Raw genomic sequence first — 22,976 nt, 5'->3', positions numbered from 1 at the left:
CTCCTAACGTCAGAAAATATTAAAATTATAGATTTCCTGAGGTATGAAAGAAGTCATCATTATCTAACTTTGATATTTCAGCTTTAAACTTTTAAAAACTTTGCAATATTCAATTCTTAAATGATTAATTATAGGTAGGGTACATTTGTGTTTAACAGCTTTTATATGATATAATACAATTTGCATAATTAATATAAATAATTATAACCGTAAGTTAGGGGGAAATTTGTATGTCAGGACATTCAAAATGGCATAATATACAAGCAAAAAAAGGTAAAGCAGATGCAAAAAGAGGCAAGATATTTACTAAAATAGGTAAGGAACTGGCAATCGCTGCTAAAGAAGGCGGATCAAATCCAGATTCCAATTCAAAATTAAGAGATGTTATAGCAAAAGCTAAGGCAAATAATATGCCTCAGGATACAGTACAGAGGGCAATTAAAAAGGGTTCAGGAGAACTTACAGGAGTAAACTACGAAGAAATATCCTATGAAGGTTATGGACCAAGCGGAGTTGCTATGATAGTAAAAGCTTTAACTGATAATAAAAATAGAAGTGCTAGCAATGTAAGGGCAGCATTTTCAAGACATGGTGGTAATTTAGGTGCTAACGGCTGTGTAGGATGGATGTTCCAGGCCAAAGGCCAGATAGTAATAGAGAGAAAAGAAGACATGGATGAAGACGAAATAATGATGCAGGTATTAGATGCAGGTGCTGAAGATTTTATTGCTGAAGAAGAAGTCTTTGAGGTAATTACTACTGTAGAAGACTTTGGTACAGTAAGGGAAAAACTAGAGGAACAGGGTTTTGAATTCCTGTCTGCAGATATTACAATGATACCAGACAATACTGTAGCTGTTGATATGGAAACTGCAGGAAAGGTTCAAAGACTTATAGATAAACTTGAGGACGATGACGATGTTCAGGACGTTTATCACAATGCTGAATTCCCTGAAGAATTTGAAGGATAAAAGATTTCAAGTAGTTTTACATATAGCAAAAACTTGAATGTTTGTCATTACCGCAGATAAACATTTAAGTTTTAATACTTATTGATTATGACAACCATTTTTCATATGAATATAAAAAGTTTACATGAGGAGCAATGTTATTAAGTTAAGAAATAAATATTATAGTTATGGAACAGAGTGTGTTAAAAAATACATACCTGTTCTTTTTTATATAATAATTTTTATCAAAATCTTTAAAAAGACTTGACAAATAGTAGGAAAAGTGTGGCGGAGTCTTTTAGGTACAATGATTTTTAAGGAGGTTCACCCATGGACGAATATGCAGATTTTATAAAGGAAAATTAGATACTGTGTTAACTGAAATGCAGCAATATTCAGGCATGTTTGTTGATAACCCTTAGAGAACGTTCCTAGATTTGATTTACACAAATCTAGGAACGTTCTCGAATATAAATGTTATTCAAGAAAAAACTTTTTTACTTTCCATATAAAGACACATTCTTAATATGCTGGGCATAGGTTTCTGCAAATACATGTGTATTGGTTTTAGTGTCCAGTACATAATAAAGGTAATTAGTTCTTTCAGGATGCATTGCAGCATTTATGGATTTTGTTCCTGGATTACATATTGGAGATGGCGGCAATCCTTTATTTAAGTAGGTATTATAAGGAGATTTTACAGTTAAATCCCTATTATATACTTTATCTTTATGTCCTATTATGTAGAGAATAGTTGCATCTATTTGTAAGGGCATATTTTTATTTAATCTATTGTAAATAACACTGGCTATCTTTGGCCTGTCCACATCTTTTCGCGCTTCTTTTTCTATTAGAGAAGCTGTTATTATAACATTTCTTATGCTTAAATTATTTTTAGTTATATAACTTTTACTTGGTTCTATATTTGTTTCAAAAGTTCTAAGCATTTCATTTATGATTTCTTTACTTGATGTGTTTTTTTCAAAAGTATATGTAGCAGGATATAAAAAACCGTCTAGCTTATGCTTGTCCTGAGGAAGACCTTTTAAAAACCAGTAATTGTTATCTGACCAGTTTTCTGCTGTATTCATAAAATCTTTTTCTGTAACTAATCCTGATTTCTCTAATGTCTTTCCTATTTGTTCATTTGTATATCCTTCAGGTATAACAACTTTTACTACAGCTCTGTTAACTCTATTATGCCTATTAATTAATTTATTCCTTACATAAAATGAACCGTATAATGCTAAAACGATAACAACGAATATAGATATGATTTTTCTAAGTTTCATAATTATAATGTCTATATCAACCATGAATTATTAGGTTAATAAGAACAACTTCACTCCTTTTTATTGTTTAAATATTTTTATTATTAGTATACCATATTTTACTCAGGCATATTAAAAAAATAACTAGTCAGTATGCTAGTATATTTTACTGATTATTTTCTTTTATATACCTTAGATTATTTTTTGTGAAATTTTAGAATATAACTGATTTTTATACAAAAAATAAATATAGTAATTAAGGCATTTTCAAAGAAATAACTAGTCAGTATACTGCCCTATTTTTTCAAATGCCTAATGGATGGAGGCTTGTATTAATTTGAAGAAAAAATTAATTGTTATAGTAGTTATTGTTATAATGTTCATGGGCAATAGTACTTTTGCTAAATATGGTATTTGTGAAGTACATTTTATAGATGTAGGCCAAGGGGATTGTACTTTAATAAAATTAGGTAATAAAAATTATTTAATAGATTCAGGAGCTGCATATTATACTAATAGGGTTATAAAATATTTAAATTCAAATAATGTAAATAAAATAGAAGGTATAATATTAACTCATTATCATGATGATCATTATGATGGCATATATAATATAGCTAAGTCGACAAAGGCTCATAAAGTATATTTACCTGACTATGAAAATAATATTAAATATTCTATAGCAGATAAATTGCTTAAAATGGGAGTATCTGTGGAATACATAGGAAAAGGCTGGAGTGTGAAACATTATGGTGTGAATCTTAAAGCTGTTGGGCCTATCTATAAAGATGGTAGTGTAGAGAACAACAATTCAATTGTACTTCAAGGTAAAATAGGAGGTTTGAATTATCTATTTGCGGGAGATTGTGAAAAAAGAGAAGAAAATGACATGATAAGGACAAAACAGCTAAAAAAATGTGATGTACTAAAGGTACCGCACCATGGTCTTAATACCAGCACAATGGTAGAATTTTTAAATAAGATACAACCTAAAGTAGCAATTGTAACTAGTGATGGAATAAATACACCAGATAAACGAGTTGAAAAAAGGTTAGCAAGTAAAGGGATTGTAGTATGGAGAAGTGACAGACAGGGAAATATTGTGATTAAAAATAAAATTCTATTTTCCGATAGAAATAATACTACTATAAAATTAAAATAATCCTAATATAGTGTATATAATTAGGATAAGTGTCCATAATATTCAAAAAGGAGGGATATTATGGATAATAGAAAAGTTCGTACAGTAGTATTGGTTATATTTACTATTTTAATTTTAGGTTTAAGTTGTTACATATGTGTAGTTGGATTTCAAAATGTAAATATGAATAGAGAAATAAAACAGGTTAGACAAGGAAATAAAACTTATGACACTGTAAACACAAATTCTAATATAAGTACAACTGTTCCTGAAAAAGCTAAAATTATATTTAAAATAAAATATAATAAAAGTGGAGAACTTAAGACGGAAAAAGAAGAATTGGCTGGAAAATTAGCAGGTAAAAGCAAAAATGAAGTTGAAAATATATACAAGACTGCTGGATATAAGGTTAATAAGTTCGGTACAAAAGAAGTAGTACTTGTAAAAGAAGTGGATAAATATGAGCCTAATAAATATGTACTTGGAATAAAGAATGGTCTAATTGCTATATATAAGACAGACAATCAGGGGAATATGTTTATAGAAAATGAAAAGAGAGATGTAACTGATATAAAGACAAGCAAATTAAAAGAAGAAGATATAAGGCTTTTAACTAAGGGAGATAAATACTTTGAGTGTAATACAAGAGATGAAGCAGAATCACGCCTTGAAGACTATGAATAATAGCCTTTGAGGCTTTTTCTATATTTTTTGACGTTAGTGAAAAAAGTATCATTATTTGTTATTTAACAAATTCCATATTGTGAATTGCAGTACTTGAACTAAAGTACTTAAAATGATAAAGTATTATATGTTACAATATAACGCTTTGCTTAATTTTAATAAGTCTCGATATTTTGGAGGAATTTTAGATGTATGAATACATAAAGGGAATATATAAAGGTGTAAATAAAGATTATATAGTAGTTGAGAATAATGGAATTGGCTATAAAATAAATACATCTGGCAGTACGATTGCAAAAACTCCAAAGGTAGGAAAAAATATAGTGTTGTATTTGCAGCAGATAGTGAGAGAAGATTTTATAGGATTGTATGGCTTTTTAACTAAAGAAGAATTGAGTATGTTTAACCTTTTACTTACTATAAATGGTATAGGGGCAAGAGCAGCACTTTCGATTTTATCCATAAGTGACGTAAATAATTTGAAATATGCTATAATATCTGAAGATGAAAAAAATTTGGTAAGGGCACCTGGAATAGGTAAGAAAACTGCCCAAAGAATCATACTTGAACTTAAAGACAAGATAGATGTAGGTGAACTTACGAATAGTGAGGATGATATTGACAATATAAATGCAACTCAAAATACTTCTGAGGTCTTGGAGGCTCTTATAGCACTTGGATATTCGGAAAAGGAAGGAAATAAAGCCTTAGCTTCCATAGATAAAACAAAAGAAAGTTCTACTGAGGATATGATAAAGAAAGCTCTTAAATTTTTAATGAATTAGGTTAGGTGATAGTATGGAAGATAGAATAGTTACCCCCCTTAACATTAAAGAGGATACAGAAAATGAGTATAGTTTGAGACCTAAGAGACTCAATGAATATATAGGGCAGAAAAAGGTAAAAGATAAACTAAAGATATTTATAGAGGCTGCTAGAAATAGGAAGGAAGCACTAGATCATGTACTTCTTTATGGACCACCAGGTCTTGGAAAAACTACTCTTGCTAATATAATTGCTGTGGAAATGGGAGGAAACCTAAAAATTACTTCTGGACCAGCTATAGAAAGGGCAGGAGACCTGGCTGCAATACTTACCAGTTTAAATGATATGGATGTACTTTTTATAGATGAAATACACAGGTTAAATAGAAGTGTAGAGGAAATATTATATCCTGCTATGGAGGATTATGCACTAGATATAGTTATAGGAAAGGGAGCTGCAGCAAAGTCTATAAGATTGGACCTACCTAAATTCACTTTGATAGGTGCTACTACAAGGGTGGGACTTTTAACAGCGCCACTAAGGGATAGGTTTGGAGTACTATGTCCTATGGAGTTTTATAGAGAAGATGAACTCAGTGAAATCATAGTAAGATCAGCTGATATACTTAAAGTAAAAATAGAAACGGATGCAGCTTTTGAAATAGGAAAAAGGTCCAGGGGAACACCTAGAATTGCAAACAGATTATTAAAAAGAGTTAGAGATTATTCCGAGGTTAAGGGAAATGGTATAATAGACGTTAAAACGAGTCAAGCAGCTCTTGAATTGATGGAAGTTGATAACGAAGGTTTTGATAGCATAGACAATAAAATATTAAAAGCTATAATTGATAATTTTAATGGAGGACCTGTGGGGATAGAAACCTTAGCCTATTTTATAGGAGAAGAGTTAGATACTATACAAGATGTGTATGAGCCTTATCTACTCCAAAAAGGTTTTATAATAAGAACCCCAAGAGGTAGAGTGGCATCGGACAGTGCTTATAGACATTTTAACAGAAAGAGAAGTATAAATTCTAAAAAAAATTTTAACCAGTCTTCATTGTTCGACGACAAAATGTGATTTACACAAGATGAATGGAGTGAAAATATTGAAAGTTACAGATTTTGATTTTTATTTACCAGAGGAATTAATTGCACAGCATCCTTTAATGCAAAGGGATGAAGCTAGGCTTATGGTGCTTGATAAAAAAACTGGTGATATAGAGCATAAGGTATTTAAAGATATATTGGATTATTTGAATCCAGGTGACTGCCTTGTATTAAACGATACTAGAGTTTTGCCAGCAAGGCTTATAGGTTCAAAAGAAGGCAGTGGTGGTAAAATGGAAATTTTACTTCTAAAGAGAAATGCAGATGACACCTGGGAAACTTTAGTTAAGCCTGGAAAAAGAGCTAAGGTAGGAAGTAGGTTTGACTTTGGAGATGGAGAACTTAAGGCAGAAATAGTTTCAGTGAAAGAAGATGGAAATCGAATTGTTAAGTTTGAATATGAAGGAATATTTGAAGAAGTACTAGATAGGCTAGGTCAAATGCCTCTGCCTCCATATATAAAAGAAAAATTAGAGGACAAGGAAATGTATCAGACAGTGTATTCTAAAGAAGAGGGTTCTGCAGCAGCCCCTACAGCAGGTCTTCATTTTACTAAGGAATTGCTGAAAAAAATAGAGGATAAAGGGATAAAACTTGCGTTCTTGACTTTACATGTTGGACTTGGAACTTTTAGACCTGTAAAGGTTGAAAATATAGAAGAACATAATATGCATTCAGAGTATTACTGTATGACAAAAGAAACTGCAGATATGATAAATGAAACCAGGGAAAAAGGAGGAAGCATAATTGCAGTGGGGACTACTTCCTGTAGAACACTTGAAACCATTGGAGATGAAAACGGAAAAGTTAGGGAACAGTCTGGTTGGACGGATATATTTATATATCCTGGATATAAATATAAAGTAGTAGATAAACTTATAACAAATTTTCATTTACCCCAGTCTACACTCATAATGCTTGTAAGTGCGCTTTGTGGAAGAGAAAAAATACTAAATGCATATAACTGTGCAGTTAAAGAAAAATATAGATTTTTTAGCTTTGGAGATGCTATGTTCTTAAAATAGATTTGAGGTGTTTGAATGTATAAATTACTAAAGAAACAGGGAAGTGCTAGAAGAGGTGAATTTACTACACCTCACGGAGTAGTTCAAACTCCAGTTTTTATGAATGTAGGTACCTTGGCAGCTATAAAAGGAGCAGTTTCTACCTGCGATTTAAAAGAAATTGGATGCCAGGTGGAACTTTCAAATACTTATCATTTAAGCTTAAGACCTGGAGATAAGATAATAAGAAAACTTGGTGGATTACATAAATTTATGAATTGGGATAGACCTATTTTAACTGATTCTGGAGGATTTCAGGTGTTTTCTCTGTCAAAGATTAGAAAGATAAAAGAAGAGGGAGTATATTTTAATTCACACATAGATGGAAGTAAAATATTTATGGGACCTGAAGAGAGTATGCAAATTCAAAGTAATTTGGCATCTACTGTAGCTATGGCTTTTGACGAGTGCATAGAAAATCCGTCTCCCAAAGATTATGTTCAGCGTTCTGTTGAAAGAACCACAAGATGGCTCAAAAGATGTAAAGTTGAAATGGATAGATTGAATTCTTTGCCAGATACTATAAATAATAAGCAGATGCTGTTTGGTATAAACCAGGGCGGTGTCTACGATGATATAAGAATAGAGCACGCTAAAATAATAAGTGAGATGAATTTAGACGGATATGCTATTGGGGGTTTAGCTGTAGGGGAAACTCATGAGGAAATGTATAGAATTATAGAAAAAGTAGTTCCTCACCTTCCACAGGATAAGCCTATATATTTGATGGGAGTTGGAACCCCAGCAAACATACTTGAAGCAGTAGAAAGAGGAGTAGATTTCTTTGATTGTGTACTTCCTGCTAGGAATGGAAGGCATTCTCATGTATTTACATCAGAGGGAGAAATAAATCTTTTAAATGCTAAATATCAGCTGGATGATTCCCCTATAGACAGAGGATGCCAGTGTCCTACTTGTAAAAATTACACTAGGGCATATATAAGACATTTGTTTAAGGCAAAAGAAATGCTTGCTATGAGGTTATGTGTGCTTCATAATTTGTATTTTTATAATAATTTAATGAAAGAAATAAGAGATTCTATTGATGGAGACTATTTCCCTAAATATAAAAAGGAAAAGCTTGAACAATGGAATCAATAAAATTAAAACTCTGTTAAAAAAAGGAGGTGAAAAAATTGGATTCATTGGTTAGATTAGTACCACTTTTATTTATAGTAGTAATCTTTTATTTACTTATATTTCTACCAGAAAGCAAGAGAAAAAAGAAATATAATGCAATGCTTGAAAGCCTTAAGGTTAATGATGAAGTTATGACTAAGGGTGGCATAATAGGAAAAGTTGTAAATATCCAGGACAGAAATATAACTATTCAAACAGGACCGGATAGAGTAAGAATAAAGTTAGATAAAACAGGAGTACTAAATATTCTATCTGAACCTAAAAGTCAAGAAAGTTCTTCTAAGAAAATAGAGGAAAAAAAGGAAGAAAAAAAAGAAGTTTAGAAATTAGGTATAAAGCACCTTTTATCTACATAAATACTATTAGATGGGAGGTGCTTTAATTTGGAAAAAGGTAGTAATTACCTTTCTGCAGTGGAAGGAGTTCTTAGAGGTTTTATAATTACAGTTATTTTACTTTTAATTTTTGCAGTTATAATGACTTTTATAGATATAGGTTCAAGAGTAAGGTACATATTTTACGTTATTACAAACATACTTAGTATAATGTATGGAGTTATTTATGCAGTGCGAAGAATAGGTAAAAAAGGATGGCTTGTGGGTATTGGAGTAACTCTTTTATATTTGCTTATACTGTATGTAGTTTCTATAATTTCTGGAAACTCTGCAGCTATAAGTTCCTATGGAGTAAAACGATTGCTACTTGACCTTATAGTAGGAGCTTTATCAGGTATGATCGCAATTAACTTATGAGAATCTCTTAGACTTCGTATTTAATGGACAACTTTATTTTATTATAGCTTTATGTTATAATCAAACAGATAACTTTATTAATTGGAGGAGCTTAGAGAATGAAGCATATAAAAACTTTAAATAATGCTAATATAAAAGAAAGTTTAAAAAAACCAGGATGTAAGGAATGTGCTAATTCATGTCAATCAGCATGTAAAACTTCTTGCACAGTTGCCAATTTAGCTTGTGAAAACTAATATAAATTTTAGGCAGTAACAAAATAGTTACTGCCTAAAATTTATATAATGAAAAATTATACACTTTTATTAGGAGGAGAACAATTTGGCTAATATTCATAAATTTGTCCAGGGTGGATATAGATATGTTATAGATGTAAACTCTGGTGCACTTCATGAAATTGATGAACTAGTATATGATATTTTAGATGATGAAGGACTGCCAGAACTTGAAAAAGTGGTAGAACTTCTTAATGATAAATATAAAAGAGAAGAAGTTGTGGAGGCTTATGGTGAGATACAACAGCTAATTGAAAAAGAAATGTTGTATTCTAAAGATTTATATGAAGGAATTGCAAAAAAGCATGAGAGTGAACCTTCATTTATAAAAGCATTATGCCTTAATATTGCCCATGATTGTAATTTGAGATGCAAATATTGTTTTGCAGATGAAGGTGAGTATAAAGGACGCAGAAAACTCATGTCTGCAAAAATAGGAAAAAAGGCTATTGATTTTGTTATAGAAAAATCGGGACCTAGGAAGAATATAGAGGTTGATTTGTTTGGTGGAGAACCACTTATGGCCTTTGATGCAGTAAAGGAAATCGTAGAGTATGCTAAGAAGCAGGAAAAGCTGCACAACAAAAATATAAGATTTACAATGACTACCAATGCTACCCTGTTAAATGATGAGATAATGGATTATCTTGATAAAAACATGGGAAATATAGTACTAAGTATTGATGGAAGAAAAGAAGTAAATGACAAAGTAAGAGTTAGGGTTGATGGTACAGGAAGTTTTGACTCTATACTTCCTAAAATAAAAAAGATGGTAAAAATAAGGGACAAGTCTAAGCAATACTATGCTAGAGGAACTTTTACTAGAAATAATATTGATTTCTTCGAAGATATAAAATATCTTGCAGATCAGGGATTTGATGAAATATCTGTAGAACCCGTAGTACTTCCGGAGGATGATCCATTGTCTCTTAGAGAAGAAGACCTTCCGATTATTTATGAACAATATGATAAATTATATGAGGAAATGATTAGAAGAAACAAGGAAGGAGGAAAGTTTAAGTTTTACCATTTTAATATAGACATTGCAGGCGGTCCTTGTGTATATAAAAGAATATCAGGATGTGGGGCAGGACATGAGTATGTAGCTATAACACCAGATGGAGATATATATCCTTGTCATCAATTTGTAGGTAATGAAGCTTTTAAAATGGGAAATTTAAGTGATATTGATAACCTAAGGCAGGATATTTCTAAACAATTTAAGGCTGCCCACATATATAACAAACCTGAATGTAAGAAATGTTGGGCAAGATTTTACTGCAGCGGCGGATGTCAGGCTAATAATTACAATTTCAATAAGGATATGAACATACCTTACAGTCTTGGATGCAAAATGCAGAAAAAGAGAATTGAGTGTGCCATTGCACTTAAAAGTAGAATTTTGAAAAAATAGTAATAACATTTACAAAAACTTAATACATCATATTACTTTATTTGTAATATGTGTATTGACGGTGTTTTTCTTAAGTAATATAATTGCTAATGTAAATAGGTGAGGATAAGAGGTAGTTGGTTATTGACGAAGGAGGATAAAAATGAAATCTAAGGCGAAAAGTACCGTAGTTTTCTTTCTATGCATAATTTTAATAGGCTTTTTAGCTTATACGGGAGCATATGGAGTAACTTTTGGTGGATATAAATTAAAGCCATTTAGCCAAGTAATAAATAAAGGACTTGATCTTCAAGGTGGAGTTTCTGTACTTGAAGAAATACAGTCTAAAAATGTGGATCAAGATACTGTAAATAGAACTGTAGACATGATCTCACAAAGGGTTAACAAGTTAGGAGTAAGTGAAACTACGACTGTAAGAGAAGGAAAAGACAGGATAAGAATTGATATACCTGGAAAATTTGATGCAAAAGAAGTAGTAGATGGTGTAGCAAAAACTGGTGATCTTAAGTTTGTTGGACCAGACAACAAAACTATACTTACAGGTAAGGATGTAAAAAATGCCACAGCTTCTATTGACCCTCAAAATGGCAGCCAAGGTGTAATAAATCTGGAGCTAAATCAATCAGGTGCTCAGAAGTTTGCAGATGCCACTCAAAAATTTATGGGGCAAAAAATTACCATTTACTTAGATAAGGATAAACTATCAGATCCGCAGGTAGATGCACACATAACTGATGGTAGGGCTATTATAAGCGGTCACATGACTATGAAAGAGGCTCAAACAAAGGCAAATTTGATAAAATCAGGTGCACTTCCAGTTACAGTAAAACCAGTACAGGTTAAAACTGTAGGAGCTTCTCTTGGTGCAAATGCACTTCCACTTAGTATATTGGCAGGTAAAATAGGTATAGGGTTAGTAATGATATTTATGCTTTTATATTATAGATTACCTGGACTTGTTGCAGATATAGCACTTGTACTATATGTATATATAGTTTTAGCAGCTTTTGCCAACGTAAATGTAACTTTGACATTAGCTGGTATTGCAGCGTTTTTGTTAACAGTAGGTATGGCAGTAGATGCCAATATACTTATATTTGAGAGAACTAAAGAGGAGCTTAAAAGCGGTAAATCCATTAGGGCCTCTGTAGATGCGGGATTTAGAAGAGCCATGACTTCAATACTGGATTCAAATATAACTACTATTATTTCAGGATGTGTCCTTTATAATATTGGTACAGGTTCTGTAAAAGGATTTGCACTTACCCTTATTATAGGTACAATTTTGAGTATGTTTACGGCTATAACGGTAACTAGAACTCTTATGAAGTTACTAGCTAATATGGGTTGGTTTAACCATAAGGAGACAATTGGAACCTTTGGTGTGCATGACTTTAGAAAGGGGGTAGTAAAGTAATATGTATAAGATTATTGAAAAAAGAAAAATATGGTTTACTATATCCCTTATAATAATTGCTATTGGAATATTTACTATGGCTACTAAAGGTCTTGAATATGGACTGGATTTTAAAGGTGGTACAGTAGTTGAAATAAATGTGGGTCAGGATTTTAATAAACAGGACGTAGATAATATAGTAAAGAAATACTCCGGTGATTTTCAATCCAATAAAGTAGATAATAAGTCTATATCTATAAAGGCTGCTACTTTAAGCAATAATGATGTTAGTAATATTGTAAAAGCTGTAAAGGCAAAGTATAAAAAAAGTAGTTTGACGAATCAAGAAAATATAGGTGCGGTTATAGGCCAAGAAACAAGGACCAAAGCTCTGCAAGCTGTTATAGTGGCAATTATAGCTATGTTTATATATATAGGTATAAGGTTTGAGTTAAGTTTTGGTATAGCAGCTATTATATCATTAACTCATAATGTGCTTGTAATGCTTTCTGTATACGCAGTACTTAGAGTACCTATAGACTCTAACTTTATAGCAGCAGCCCTTACGGTTATAGGTTATTCTGTCCATGATACCATAGTTGTTTTTGATAGAATAAGAGAAAATCAAAAATACATGAGAGGACAGGAACCTATAGTAGTTGCAGATGCCAGTGTAACTCAGACATTGGCAAGATCTATAAATACAGTATTGACTGTTGTAATAACATTGACAGCAGTATATGTTTTAGTACCTTCTGTAAGAGTTTTCTCAGAACCGATACTTATAGGAATAATTACAGGATGTTACTCTTCTATATGCATAGCTAGTCCATGTTGGGTAATTATAAAGAAACATATGCTTCGAAATAAAAAAAAGTTGCATACAGTAAGTGAATAAGCTATAAAATATACATTAAATATGATAAAATAAAAAATCTAGAGTATATTGGTACTCTGGATTTTTTTATTGCACATAATCTAACTATAATGTATTTGTAATAGAAGACAATATCATTTATAATATAAGTGCTTTCGATAAATTTGGAGGATTTTATTATGGAGAGGCAAAAAGATAATATACAGGATTTTAATTTTTTAGGTATGAATAACCCTTTTCTTTTAAAGGATATGGAGAAAGCTTTAAAAAGAATAATAAAAGCAGTAAATGAGAGAGAAAAAATTGTAATTTATGGTACATGTGACTTGGATGGTATAACTTCGGTGTCACTTATGTTATTAGTGTTAAAATATTTAAATGCAGATGTAGAATATTTTATCTCTGATAAAATTAATGATTATAGTATAAAGTCAGATATAATAAAAAACCACATAAAATTTTTAGGTGCAAAGGTTATAATAACAGCTGGCTGTGGAATTCAAAGCGTTTCACAGATAGAGTTATGCAAAACTTTGGGTATTGATGTTATAATAACAGATTACCATAAATCTGGGGAAATTTTGCCGAAAGCCATTATTGTAAATCCCAATCAGAAGCAGTGTACATATCCATTTAAAGATTTAACAGCGGTAGGTGTTACCTTTAAGTTATCTCAGGCTATATCAATGTATTATGATATGAAGTACATAAGTAAGTATTTAGATCTTGTAGCTTTAGGTATTTTTTCTCGGGGAATTGATATAACTGGTGAAAATAAGATAATGGTAAATGAAGGTATGTATTATTTAAAATGTACAAATAATTATGGAGTAAGGGCACTACTTAAAGTGAATGATATTTCTAGTGTGAATATAGAGAATGTACGTGAATTGTCAAATAAAATGATGTGCTCAATTAAGAACAAGAGATATATAGATAATGCAAGGATTGCAGTAGAGCTTTTTATAACTGAAAATATGGATAGGGCAGAACAAATAGCTAAATATTTGAAAAATGAGATTATATAAAGGTAAAATATCTTAAACTTGAATATGTATCAATATTTAATATATAATTGTAAAGTAGGTTTCTATTGGAATGATTAAGTTATTTTTAGGGGGGATTACAGGTGGATTTAAAAGATAAAATAAGAGTAATAGATGGGTTTCCAAAGGAAGGAATAAGTTTTAAAGATATAACTACTTTGCTGCAGGATAAAACAGCTTTTAAGCATACAGTAAATAAAATAGCTAGATATTTAAAAAATAAACATATTGACGTAGTAGTAGGGCCTGAAGCAAGAGGATTTTTATTTGGAGCACCTATAGCCTATGCCATAGGTGCAGGTTTCGTTCCTATAAGAAAAAAGGGAAAGTTGCCTTATGATACTTTTAGTGTTAGTTATGACTTAGAATATGGCAGTGATATACTTGAAATGCACAAAGATGCAATAAAAAAGGGAGATAGAGTGGTAATAATTGATGACTTGCTTGCAACAGGTGGCACTACTGCTTCTGTGGTGAAACTTATAGAACAAGCAGGTGGGGAAGTTGTTACTATAGGATTTGTTATAGAATTGACGGATTTAAAAGGCAGGGAAAAATTAGAAGGCTATGATGTAATTTCTCTTACTAAATATAATGTTTAGGATATATAAAATTTGAAATTGCAAGTTTTTTTAGTATATAATATAATATTAGTAAAAAATAATGGCTGGTTTGTTAAACCAGCCATTGATTTTAGGGAGTATCGGTATGTTAGAAAAATTAATGGAGTTAATAGATAAAAACTGTAATAATGTAGATAAAAAAATAGTAGAAAAGGCTTATTATTTTGCCGATGAAGCTCATAAAAAACAGAAAAGGGAATCGGGAGAACCTTATATAAGCCATCCTGTAGAGGTAGCTTATATATTGGTAGAAATGGGACTCGATACCAGCACCATAGTAGCAGGACTCCTTCATGACGTAATAGAAGATACGCAATTTAGCTATGAAGACATAAAAAGGGAATTCAGTGTAGAAGTTGCAAATTTAGTAGAAGGTGTTACTAAATTAGGTAAAATAGAATGTAAAACTAAGGAAGAGCAGCAAGCTGATAACGTTAGAAAGATGCTCCTTGCAATGGCAGATGACATAAGAGTAATACTTATAAAATTAGCAGATAGACTTCATAATATGAGAACACTTAAATACATGCCTGTGAAAAAACAGAAAGAAAAAGCAAAAGAAACTTTTGACATATATGCACCTCTTGCCCATAGGCTTGGAATGTCTAAAATTAAATGGGAACTTGAGGATTTAGCCTTTAGGTATATAAATCAAAATGAATATTATTTTATAGTTAGAAAAATTGCTGAAAAAAGAGTAGAAAGAGAAAAATATATTGATGAAATAATATCTCAATTAAAAGATAACCTTAAAAAGTCGGGAATAGATTCAGACATTGAAGGAAGACCAAAGCATTTTTATAGTATATATAGAAAGATGGTAAAGAAAAATAAAACTATAGATCAAATTTTTGATTTAACTGCTGTAAGAATTTTAGTAAATACAGTGAAGGATTGTTATGCTGCACTGGGAATAGCACATACAATATATAAGCCTATGCCAGGAAGATTTAAGGACTATATTGCTATGCCTAAACCAAACATGTATCAATCACTACATTCTACAGTTATAGGGCCTCAAGGCAAACCTTTTGAAATACAGATAAGAACTTTTGAAATGCATAAAACAGCAGAATATGGAATAGCAGCTCACTGGAAATATAAGGAGGGCGTTGATACAGCAAATGATATAGATAAGAAACTTACCTGGTTAAGAGAAATACTTGAGTGGCAGAGAGAAACTTCAGATGCAGAAGAGTTTATGGAAAGATTTAAAATAGATTTGTTTTCAGATGAGGTATTTGTATTTACTCCAAATGGAAAGGTAATAAATTTACCTTATGAAGCAACCCCTATAGATTTTGCATATAAGATACATACTGAGATAGGAAATAGTTGTATAGGTGCAAAAGTAAGTGGTAAGATGGTACCTCTTGACTATCATTTGAAAACAGGGGAAATTGTAGAAGTGCTTGTATCAAGTACACCCAAAGGTCCAAGTATTGACTGGCTAAATATGGCGAAAAGTAATCAGGCAAAAAGCAAGATAAGATCCTGGTTCAAAAAGGCAAAAAGAGAAGAGAATATAGTAAAAGGAAAGGACCTTCTTGAAAAGGAAACAAAAAAGCAAGGATATAATTTTGGGGAAATTGCTAAGAAGGAAATCCTAGATACAGTTCTTAAAAGGTATAATATGAATTCTGCAGATGACTTGTATGCTTCTGTAGGAATTGGTGCTGTAACCTCTTCTACTATAGTTTCAAGAATAAAAGATATTTATATGAAAACTTCAAAGATGGATGAAATTGACTGGAAGAAGATTCAAGAGAATCTGGATCAACCTATGGGTAAGTCTCATAAAGCAGAGAAAAAATCTCCAGGGATAATAGTAAAGGGTGAAAGCAATGTATTAGTTAGATTTGCCAAGTGCTGTAATCCTGTTCCAGGTGATGACATAATAGGATATATAACAAAGGGAAGAGGAGTATCAATCCATAGAAAAGATTGTAAAAATGCAGAATTCCTATTAAAGAATAAAGATAACATGGTGGTTGAAGTTTCCTGGGGAAGACCAAAAGGAGCAGAGTATATTGCTCAGATTAAAATAGAAGCTGAAGATAGGGGAAAACTTTTGGCTGAATCTATGGAAGTTATAAGTAATAGTAAGACTGCACTTTATGCTGTAAATGCTAAGCCAGTAAAAAATGGATTGGCTGTTATAGATATAAAATTAAAAATATCAAATGTAGATGACTTAAAGGATGTAATGAAAAAGTTTAGAAAATTAGAGGGCGTTATTCAGGTTTATAGAACCAAAAATTAAGGAGATATGTTATTATGAGAGCAGTAGTTCAAAGAGTCAATAGCTCTAAAGTTGAAGTGGAAGGAAAGGTTATAGGACAAATACAAAAGGGGTTAAATGTACTACTTGGAATATCTAAAGAAGATACAGATGAGGATATAATTTATATGAGGGACAAAATATTGAACCTCAGAATATTTGAAGATGAAAATGGAAAGCTCAATAAGTCCTTACTGGATGTAAACGGAGAAATAATTATAGTTTCCCAGTTCACTTTATATGGAGATTGTAGAAAAGGCAGAAGACCCAGTTTTATAGAAGCATTGGGTGGGGATGAAGCCGAGAAAATATACGAAAAGTTTGTAGATCAATGCAGAAATTTAGTAGGCAAGGTTGAGACAGGAAAATTTGGTGCAAATATGTTAGTGAGTATAGAAAATGATGGACCTGTCACTATTATGATAGACAGCAAGAAGAAGTTTTAATTATCAAAGTAAAGGAAAAGATAAGGAGGTATTTTTATGAAACTGACAAAAGTCATAGTAGGGGTATATGCAGCTAATTGTTATATATTGGCAGATGAAAAAGAGGGTAAGTCTGTAGTAATTGATCCTGGTGATGATGTAAAAGATATAATAGATGCTATAGATGCTTCAAAGACAAAAGTAGAATATATATTACTGACTCATGGTCATGCAGATCATACGAGCGCAGCTGAGGAAATAAGAAATAAATATAATGCACCTATAGCAATAAGCAGAGAAGACTATAACATGATGAAATCAAGAGAACTTATGTATGGAAAGCTTATAGATGAAGTTGACATATATATTGAAGATAACCAGGTGTTTGAATTTGGAAATATAAAGTTAAAAGCACTTTATACACCTGGACATACACCTGGTGGAGTAAGCTTCTTAGGAGAAAACATGGTGTTTACAGGAGATACACTTTTTAAAAGATCTGTAGGAAGAACTGACTTTACAGGAGGAGATTTTAATGCAATCATGGGCAGTATAAAAAATAGGCTTATGACTTTACCAGATGAAATGGTTGTATTTCCAGGTCATGGTTCTAAAACTTCTATCAAAGAAGAAAAAATGTATAATCCATTTTTATAGCTTTAAACATTGTAGTAAAAAATGACATATACTAGGGCTATGCTGTCAAATTTCAACACCATAAAAACTTTTAGTAAGTCTAGAGTTCGGTATTTTGAAAATCTAAAGGAGTTTAGCTAAACTCGTACCTCAAACATAGCTAAACTCCTAAGGTTTTCTAAAATACCTCCCTAAGACTTATAAAAAAGTTTTTAAAGGTGTTTTCAATTTTGACATCATATCTTCTAGTATAAGGTCAAATTTTACTTACAATTCTACATAGCATTTTTAAAACTTAAACTTATTCGCAGGATTATTTTTACAACGATGAAGCACATTTAAATATTTTGTTTATAAGTCTTAGAAAAAAATTTAAAAAACTTAGAACTTTTGAATTGTTTGAGGTACGAGTTTTCAAAAGTTCTTAGATTTTTTAAAAATTTTTTGCTTAGACTTATCAAAATATTTAACGTGCTGAATGTTGTAAAAATATACGGAGAATAAGTTTTAATTTTACAATGTATGAAGAAGAAAAGAGATGACAATTTTAATTGATATGGAGATAAAAGTTAAACTAAATAGTAAGGAATATAGATATCACATATTTCAAATGATCAATTTATTTTATGATTTTGCAGATATAAATTTTGTAGAAGATGAAAGTTGGAATTTTAATATAGAGTTATTACAAAATGAAGTTATTATAGATGATAAAAATGACATATGCAAAATGGAATTTGAAAGTGGTTTAAGTGAAAGAGAAAATATAAAAAAAGCAATATTTTTGTATTTTACCAATAGAACAGGGAAGACTTTACCATGGGGAACTTTAGTTGGAATAAGACCTAGTAAGATAACTTTAAAATTTATAAAGGATGGCAAGAGCAGGGATGAAATAATAAAATATTTTGACAAACATTTTTGTTGTAATAAAAGTAAGGCAGAACTTTGTATAGATGTAGCAAATTCGGAAAAAAACTTAGTGAATTCAAATAGCAGAAATATAAGCGTATATGTAGGAATGCCTTTTTGTCCAACTAAATGTCTTTATTGTTCCTTTGCGTCTAATCCTATTAAAGGTTGTAAGGAATTAGTAGAACCCTATCTTAAAAGTTTGACTTATGAGATAAAGAAAATGTCTGAATACATAAAACAACATGAGTTAAATATAGAATGTATATATTTTGGAGGAGGGACTCCAACTTCTATAGATAATGAAAAATTTGAAAAATTAATGCATGAAATATATAATAGTTTTGTACGGGACTATAAAATAAAAGAATTTGATGTAGAATGTGGCAGACCTGACAGTATTACTTCAAATAAACTTGAAACCATGAAAAGATATGGAGTAAATAGGATTAGTATAAATCCACAGACTATGAATGACAGCACATTAAAATTTATTGGAAGAAATCATTCAGTAAATGAGGTAAGGGAAAAGTTTCATATGGCAAGAAAATATGGATTTGACAACATAAATATGGATTTGATTGTAGGATTGCCTGGGGAAGGAATAGAGGAGGTAAATAAAACCTGCGATGAAATTGAAAAACTTGGGCCAGATAATTTAACCGTACATGGTATGTCTGTAAAAAGAGCATCTAGACTATATGAAAATATAGTGAATAATATAAGTTATTCTATTGCAGGTCATGAAGAATTAAATTTGATGTATGAAAGAACTGCACTTTTGGCTAAATCAATGAACATGAAACCATATTATATGTATAGACAAAAAAATATGGTAGGTAATATGGAAAACATAGGATATACCTCAGGAAAACATAGAGGGCTTTATAATGTGGAAATGATTGAAGAAAGGCAGACTATAATAGCTTGTGGAGCAGATGCTGTTACAAAAGTCATGTTTTTAGATGAAAATAGATTCGAAAGACAGGCAAATATAAAAGATGTAGGAGAATATGTGAGAAGAATAGATGAAATGGTGAAAAAAAAGATAGATCTTTTAAATACTTTGTATTAAAATTTTTAAATGTACTTTTAAATTTCACTTATAATTTATAATTTAAGAAAATATAAAATAAAAAAGGAGTAAATTAATATGGCTATACAAGCACCTAAAGGTACTAAAGATATATTACCTACGGAGTCTTATAAGTGGCATTATTTAGAAGATAAATTCAAAAATATAGCAGCTTCTTATGGGTATAGAGAAATAAGGACGCCAGTATTTGAATATACTGAACTTTTTGAAAGGGGAGTAGGTGAAACTACAGATGTTGTTCAGAAAGAAATGTACACCTTTCAAGATAAAGCTGGCAGAAGCCTAACCCTTAAAGCAGAAGGTACATCCCCTGCAGTGAGGGCTTTTGTGGAGAGCAGTTTGTATAATGAAGTTCAGCCAACTAAGTTATTTTATTTTACCCCGGTTTTAAGATATGAAAATGTACAAAAAGGAAGACTTAGAGAACATCACCAATTTGGTATAGAGGCATTTGGGGCAGAAAATGCTTCACTGGATGCTGAAGTTATAAGTTTGGCTATGCGAGTATATAAGGAACTGGGAGTAAAGGGAATTGAATTAAATATAAATAGTATAGGATGTGCTACTTGCAGAAAAAAGTACAATGAAGCATTAAAAAAATTCTTGAAGGAAAATTATGATGCATTATGTGACACCTGTAAAAGCAGATTCAGTAAAAATCCTATGAGGATATTGGATTGTAAAGTGGAAAGCTGTAAAGAAATAGTAAAAGATGCACCTTTGATGATTGATTACTTATGTGATGACTGTAAGGAGCACTTTGAAAGTTTACAAAAGTATTTGTCTGCTGTAAATATAGAGTTTAAGATAAATCCTTTAATAGTAAGAGGACTTGATTATTATACTAAAACCGTATTTGAAATAATAAACAATGATATAACAATATGCGGTGGTGGAAGGTATGATTATCTAATAGAGGAAGTTGGAGGCCCTAAAATGCCTGCTGTAGGTTTTGGAATGGGAATAGAGAGGACACTTCTTACTCTGGAAGAAAATAAAATAGAGATACCTAATAGGCCATACATAGACTTATATGTAGGAGCTATGGGAGATGACGCTAAGTTAAAGGCTCTTAATTTAGTAAATCAATTGAGAGAAAAAAATGTAAGATGTGAATGCGACCATACAAATAGAAGCGTAAAAGCTGAAATGAAGTATGCAAATAAAATTGGAGCTAGGTTTACAGTAATACTTGGAGACAACGAGCTAGAATGTGGAATTGCTAAATTTAAGAGAATGGAAGATGGCAATCAATTTGAAATTAAATTAGAAGAACTAGACAAAATTTCAGATTTAATTAGATTATAAACGGAGTGTGTTAACATGGGAGAATCATTAAATGGACTAAAGAGAACCAACATGTGTGGTGAACTGAGAGAAAGTAACATAGGTGAAAAAATTACAGTAATGGGATGGGTTCAGAGAAAAAGAAATTTAGGTGGACTCATATTTGTAGATTTAAGAGATAGAACAGGAATACTTCAAATTGTATTTGGAGAGAAGATAAATAAAGAAGCTTTTGAAAAATCAGATAATGTAAAATCTGAATACTGCATAGCAGCTACAGGAACTATTGTAAAAAGAGAATCCCCAAATACGGAAATTCCAACAGGTATGGTAGAAGTAAAAGGAGAGTATATAAAGATATTTTCAGAGTCTCAAACACCTCCTATATACATAAAGGAAAACTTAGATGCAGCTGAAAACATAAGACTCAAATACAGATATTTAGATTTAAGAAGACCAGATATGCAGAGAATACTTATGACAAGACATAAAACAGCAAAGGTAGTAAGAGACTTTTTAGATGAAGAAGGATTTTTAGAAATAGAAACTCCAATGCTTGGCAAAAGTACACCAGAAGGTGCTAGGGATTATCTCGTACCAAGCAGAAATTACAATGGAAAGTTTTATGCCCTTCCTCAATCACCACAGCTTTTTAAACAGCTTTTGATGGTTTCAGGATATGACAGATACTTTCAGATAGTTAAATGCTTTAGAGATGAAGATTTGAGGGCGAATAGACAGCCTGAATTTACCCAGATAGATATGGAGCTTTCTTTTGTAGAGCAAGATGATGTAATAAACTTGAATGAAAGGTTTATTCAAAGGGTATTTAAGAAAATCCTAAATGTAGATGTAAAACTACCTATAGAGAGAATGCCTTATAAAATTGCCATGGAGAAATATGGATCAGATAAACCTGATTTAAGATTTGGCATGGAAATAAATGATATAAGTGAAGTTGTAAAGAATATAGATTTCAAGGTTTTCCAAAGTGCAATTGAAGCTGGTGGTTCTGTAAGAGCCATAAAGGTGCCAAATTCAGCTAAAATGGGAAGAAAACAGATTGATAAGCTAGTTGAATTTGTAAAAGACTATGGTGCCAAAGGACTTGTATGGATAGCATATAAGGAAGATGGAATTAAATCTTCTATATCAAAATTCTTAACTGAGGAAGATACTAAAAATATATTAAATAAATTGGAAGCAGTACCAGGAGATCTTATTCTTGTTGTGGCAGATAAAAATAAAGTGGTGTTTGAAAGCCTTGGTGCACTCAGAGTTCATATGGCAAAAGAAACAGGCATATTGGATGGAAATGATGAGTTTAGATTTGTATGGGTAACTGAGTTCCCTCTTCTATCCTATAATGAGGACGAACAAAGATATCAGGCAGAGCATCATCCATTTACAGCACCTATGGACGAAGATATACAGTATTTAGAGAGTGATCCTGGAAGAGTAAGAGCAAAAGCTTATGATATAGTTCTAAATGGAGAAGAATTAGGCGGAGGAAGCATAAGAATACATGATACTAAACTTCAAGAAAGAATGTTTAAAGTAATTGGTATTTCACAGGAAAATGCCTGGGAGAAGTTTGGATATTTGCTTGAAGCATTTAAGTTTGGACCACCACCACACGGCGGACTTGCTTATGGATTTGACAGGATGGTAATGTTTTTAGCAAAAACCGATAATATAAAAGATGTAATAGCTTTCCCTAAAAATCAGAATGCATTTTGTCCACTTACGGAAGCTCCTAATGTAGTAGATGAATCTCAGTTAAAAGAATTGGGTATATCTATAAAATAATATGAATTATTCAAAGGGTAAAC

Annotated in this window: 22 protein-coding genes; 21 read left to right on the top strand and 1 reads right to left on the bottom strand. The window is 31.4% G+C overall.

Annotation, left to right across the window (positions count from 1 at the left end; translation table 11 throughout):
* Positions 1-230 precede the first annotated feature (230 nt).
* A complete protein-coding gene (locus CLAU_RS06135; protein WP_013240015.1) occupies positions 231-971 on the top strand; it encodes a YebC/PmpR family DNA-binding transcriptional regulator in 741 nt (246 codons plus the stop codon).
* A 476-nt stretch (positions 972-1,447) separates the two neighbouring features.
* On the opposite strand, the gene mltG is transcribed toward CLAU_RS06135, so the two are convergent.
* Positions 1,448-2,242, bottom strand: coding sequence for an endolytic transglycosylase MltG (gene mltG, locus CLAU_RS06130; RefSeq protein WP_242825685.1), 795 nt, complete (start codon positions 2,240-2,242; stop codon positions 1,448-1,450).
* Between the two features lie 316 nt (positions 2,243-2,558).
* Here mltG and CLAU_RS06125 point away from each other — a divergent pair, with 316 nt between their 5' ends.
* The 20 genes from CLAU_RS06125 to aspS all read left to right on the top strand — a co-directional run bounded on the left by CLAU_RS06125 (position 2,559) and on the right by aspS (position 22,953).
* On the top strand, positions 2,559-3,383 hold the full coding sequence (locus CLAU_RS06125; protein ID WP_023162183.1) for a ComEC/Rec2 family competence protein: 825 nt from the start codon (positions 2,559-2,561) through the stop codon (positions 3,381-3,383).
* A gap of 60 nt (positions 3,384-3,443) precedes the next feature.
* Positions 3,444-4,046, top strand: coding sequence for a hypothetical protein (locus CLAU_RS06120; RefSeq protein ID WP_023162182.1), 603 nt, complete (start codon positions 3,444-3,446; stop codon positions 4,044-4,046).
* 188 nt (positions 4,047-4,234) lie between these two features.
* Complete coding sequence (gene ruvA, locus CLAU_RS06115) at positions 4,235-4,831, top strand: Holliday junction branch migration protein RuvA (protein ID WP_023162181.1); 597 nt, start codon at positions 4,235-4,237, stop codon at positions 4,829-4,831.
* A gap of 13 nt (positions 4,832-4,844) precedes the next feature.
* Complete coding sequence (gene ruvB / locus CLAU_RS06110; RefSeq protein ID WP_013240010.1) at positions 4,845-5,891, top strand: Holliday junction branch migration DNA helicase RuvB; 1,047 nt, start codon at positions 4,845-4,847, stop codon at positions 5,889-5,891.
* Positions 5,892-5,919: 28 nt separating this feature from the next.
* Positions 5,920-6,945, top strand: a complete 1,026-nt coding sequence (gene queA / locus CLAU_RS06105) for a tRNA preQ1(34) S-adenosylmethionine ribosyltransferase-isomerase QueA (protein ID WP_023162180.1) — start codon at positions 5,920-5,922, stop codon at positions 6,943-6,945.
* A 15-nt stretch (positions 6,946-6,960) separates the two neighbouring features.
* Positions 6,961-8,085 carry a tRNA guanosine(34) transglycosylase Tgt gene (gene tgt, locus CLAU_RS06100; RefSeq protein ID WP_013240008.1) on the top strand — a complete coding sequence of 375 codons (1,125 nt, stop codon included), beginning with the start codon at positions 6,961-6,963 and terminating at the stop codon, positions 8,083-8,085.
* A 35-nt stretch (positions 8,086-8,120) separates the two neighbouring features.
* A complete protein-coding gene (gene yajC / locus CLAU_RS06095) occupies positions 8,121-8,447 on the top strand; it encodes a preprotein translocase subunit YajC (protein ID WP_029169891.1) in 327 nt (108 codons plus the stop codon).
* 60 nt (positions 8,448-8,507) lie between these two features.
* The gene (locus tag CLAU_RS06090) at positions 8,508-8,876 is read left to right on the top strand and encodes a TIGR04086 family membrane protein (protein WP_023162178.1); all 369 of its coding nucleotides are present in this window, start codon (positions 8,508-8,510) and stop codon (positions 8,874-8,876) included.
* A 98-nt stretch (positions 8,877-8,974) separates the two neighbouring features.
* Complete coding sequence (scfA, locus tag CLAU_RS06085; RefSeq protein WP_013240005.1) at positions 8,975-9,112, top strand: six-cysteine ranthipeptide SCIFF; 138 nt, start codon at positions 8,975-8,977, stop codon at positions 9,110-9,112.
* Positions 9,113-9,197: 85 nt separating this feature from the next.
* Complete coding sequence (scfB, locus tag CLAU_RS06080; protein ID WP_023162177.1) at positions 9,198-10,565, top strand: thioether cross-link-forming SCIFF peptide maturase; 1,368 nt, start codon at positions 9,198-9,200, stop codon at positions 10,563-10,565.
* Between the two features lie 142 nt (positions 10,566-10,707).
* Positions 10,708-11,982 carry a protein translocase subunit SecD gene (gene secD / locus CLAU_RS06075; protein WP_013240003.1) on the top strand — a complete coding sequence of 425 codons (1,275 nt, stop codon included), beginning with the start codon at positions 10,708-10,710 and terminating at the stop codon, positions 11,980-11,982.
* A 1-nt stretch (position 11,983) separates the two neighbouring features.
* Positions 11,984-12,859: a protein translocase subunit SecF gene (gene secF, locus CLAU_RS06070; protein ID WP_013240002.1), complete on the top strand. Its 876-nt coding sequence runs from the start codon at positions 11,984-11,986 to the stop codon at positions 12,857-12,859.
* A 158-nt stretch (positions 12,860-13,017) separates the two neighbouring features.
* A complete protein-coding gene (locus tag CLAU_RS06065) occupies positions 13,018-13,866 on the top strand; it encodes a DHH family phosphoesterase (protein ID WP_013240001.1) in 849 nt (282 codons plus the stop codon).
* Positions 13,867-13,967: 101 nt separating this feature from the next.
* The gene (locus tag CLAU_RS06060) at positions 13,968-14,486 is read left to right on the top strand and encodes an adenine phosphoribosyltransferase (RefSeq protein ID WP_013240000.1); all 519 of its coding nucleotides are present in this window, start codon (positions 13,968-13,970) and stop codon (positions 14,484-14,486) included.
* 106 nt (positions 14,487-14,592) lie between these two features.
* Positions 14,593-16,770: a RelA/SpoT family protein gene (locus CLAU_RS06055; protein ID WP_013239999.1), complete on the top strand. Its 2,178-nt coding sequence runs from the start codon at positions 14,593-14,595 to the stop codon at positions 16,768-16,770.
* Between the two features lie 14 nt (positions 16,771-16,784).
* Complete coding sequence (gene dtd / locus CLAU_RS06050; RefSeq protein ID WP_023162175.1) at positions 16,785-17,234, top strand: D-aminoacyl-tRNA deacylase; 450 nt, start codon at positions 16,785-16,787, stop codon at positions 17,232-17,234.
* Between the two features lie 36 nt (positions 17,235-17,270).
* The gene (locus CLAU_RS06045) at positions 17,271-17,870 is read left to right on the top strand and encodes an MBL fold metallo-hydrolase (RefSeq protein ID WP_013239997.1); all 600 of its coding nucleotides are present in this window, start codon (positions 17,271-17,273) and stop codon (positions 17,868-17,870) included.
* Positions 17,871-18,405: 535 nt separating this feature from the next.
* Positions 18,406-19,836, top strand: coding sequence for a coproporphyrinogen III oxidase (locus CLAU_RS06040; RefSeq protein ID WP_013239996.1), 1,431 nt, complete (start codon positions 18,406-18,408; stop codon positions 19,834-19,836).
* A 78-nt stretch (positions 19,837-19,914) separates the two neighbouring features.
* Positions 19,915-21,165, top strand: coding sequence for a histidine--tRNA ligase (gene hisS, locus CLAU_RS06035; protein WP_013239995.1), 1,251 nt, complete (start codon positions 19,915-19,917; stop codon positions 21,163-21,165).
* Positions 21,166-21,180: 15 nt separating this feature from the next.
* Complete coding sequence (gene aspS / locus CLAU_RS06030) at positions 21,181-22,953, top strand: aspartate--tRNA ligase (protein WP_013239994.1); 1,773 nt, start codon at positions 21,181-21,183, stop codon at positions 22,951-22,953.
* The last annotated feature ends 23 nt before the right edge of the window (positions 22,954-22,976 follow it).

This window comes from Clostridium autoethanogenum DSM 10061 (assembly GCF_001484725.1).
GTDB classification, from domain to species: Bacteria; Bacillota; Clostridia; order Clostridiales; family Clostridiaceae; genus Clostridium_B; species Clostridium_B ljungdahlii.
This window is presented reverse-complemented; position numbering and strand designations above follow the sequence as displayed.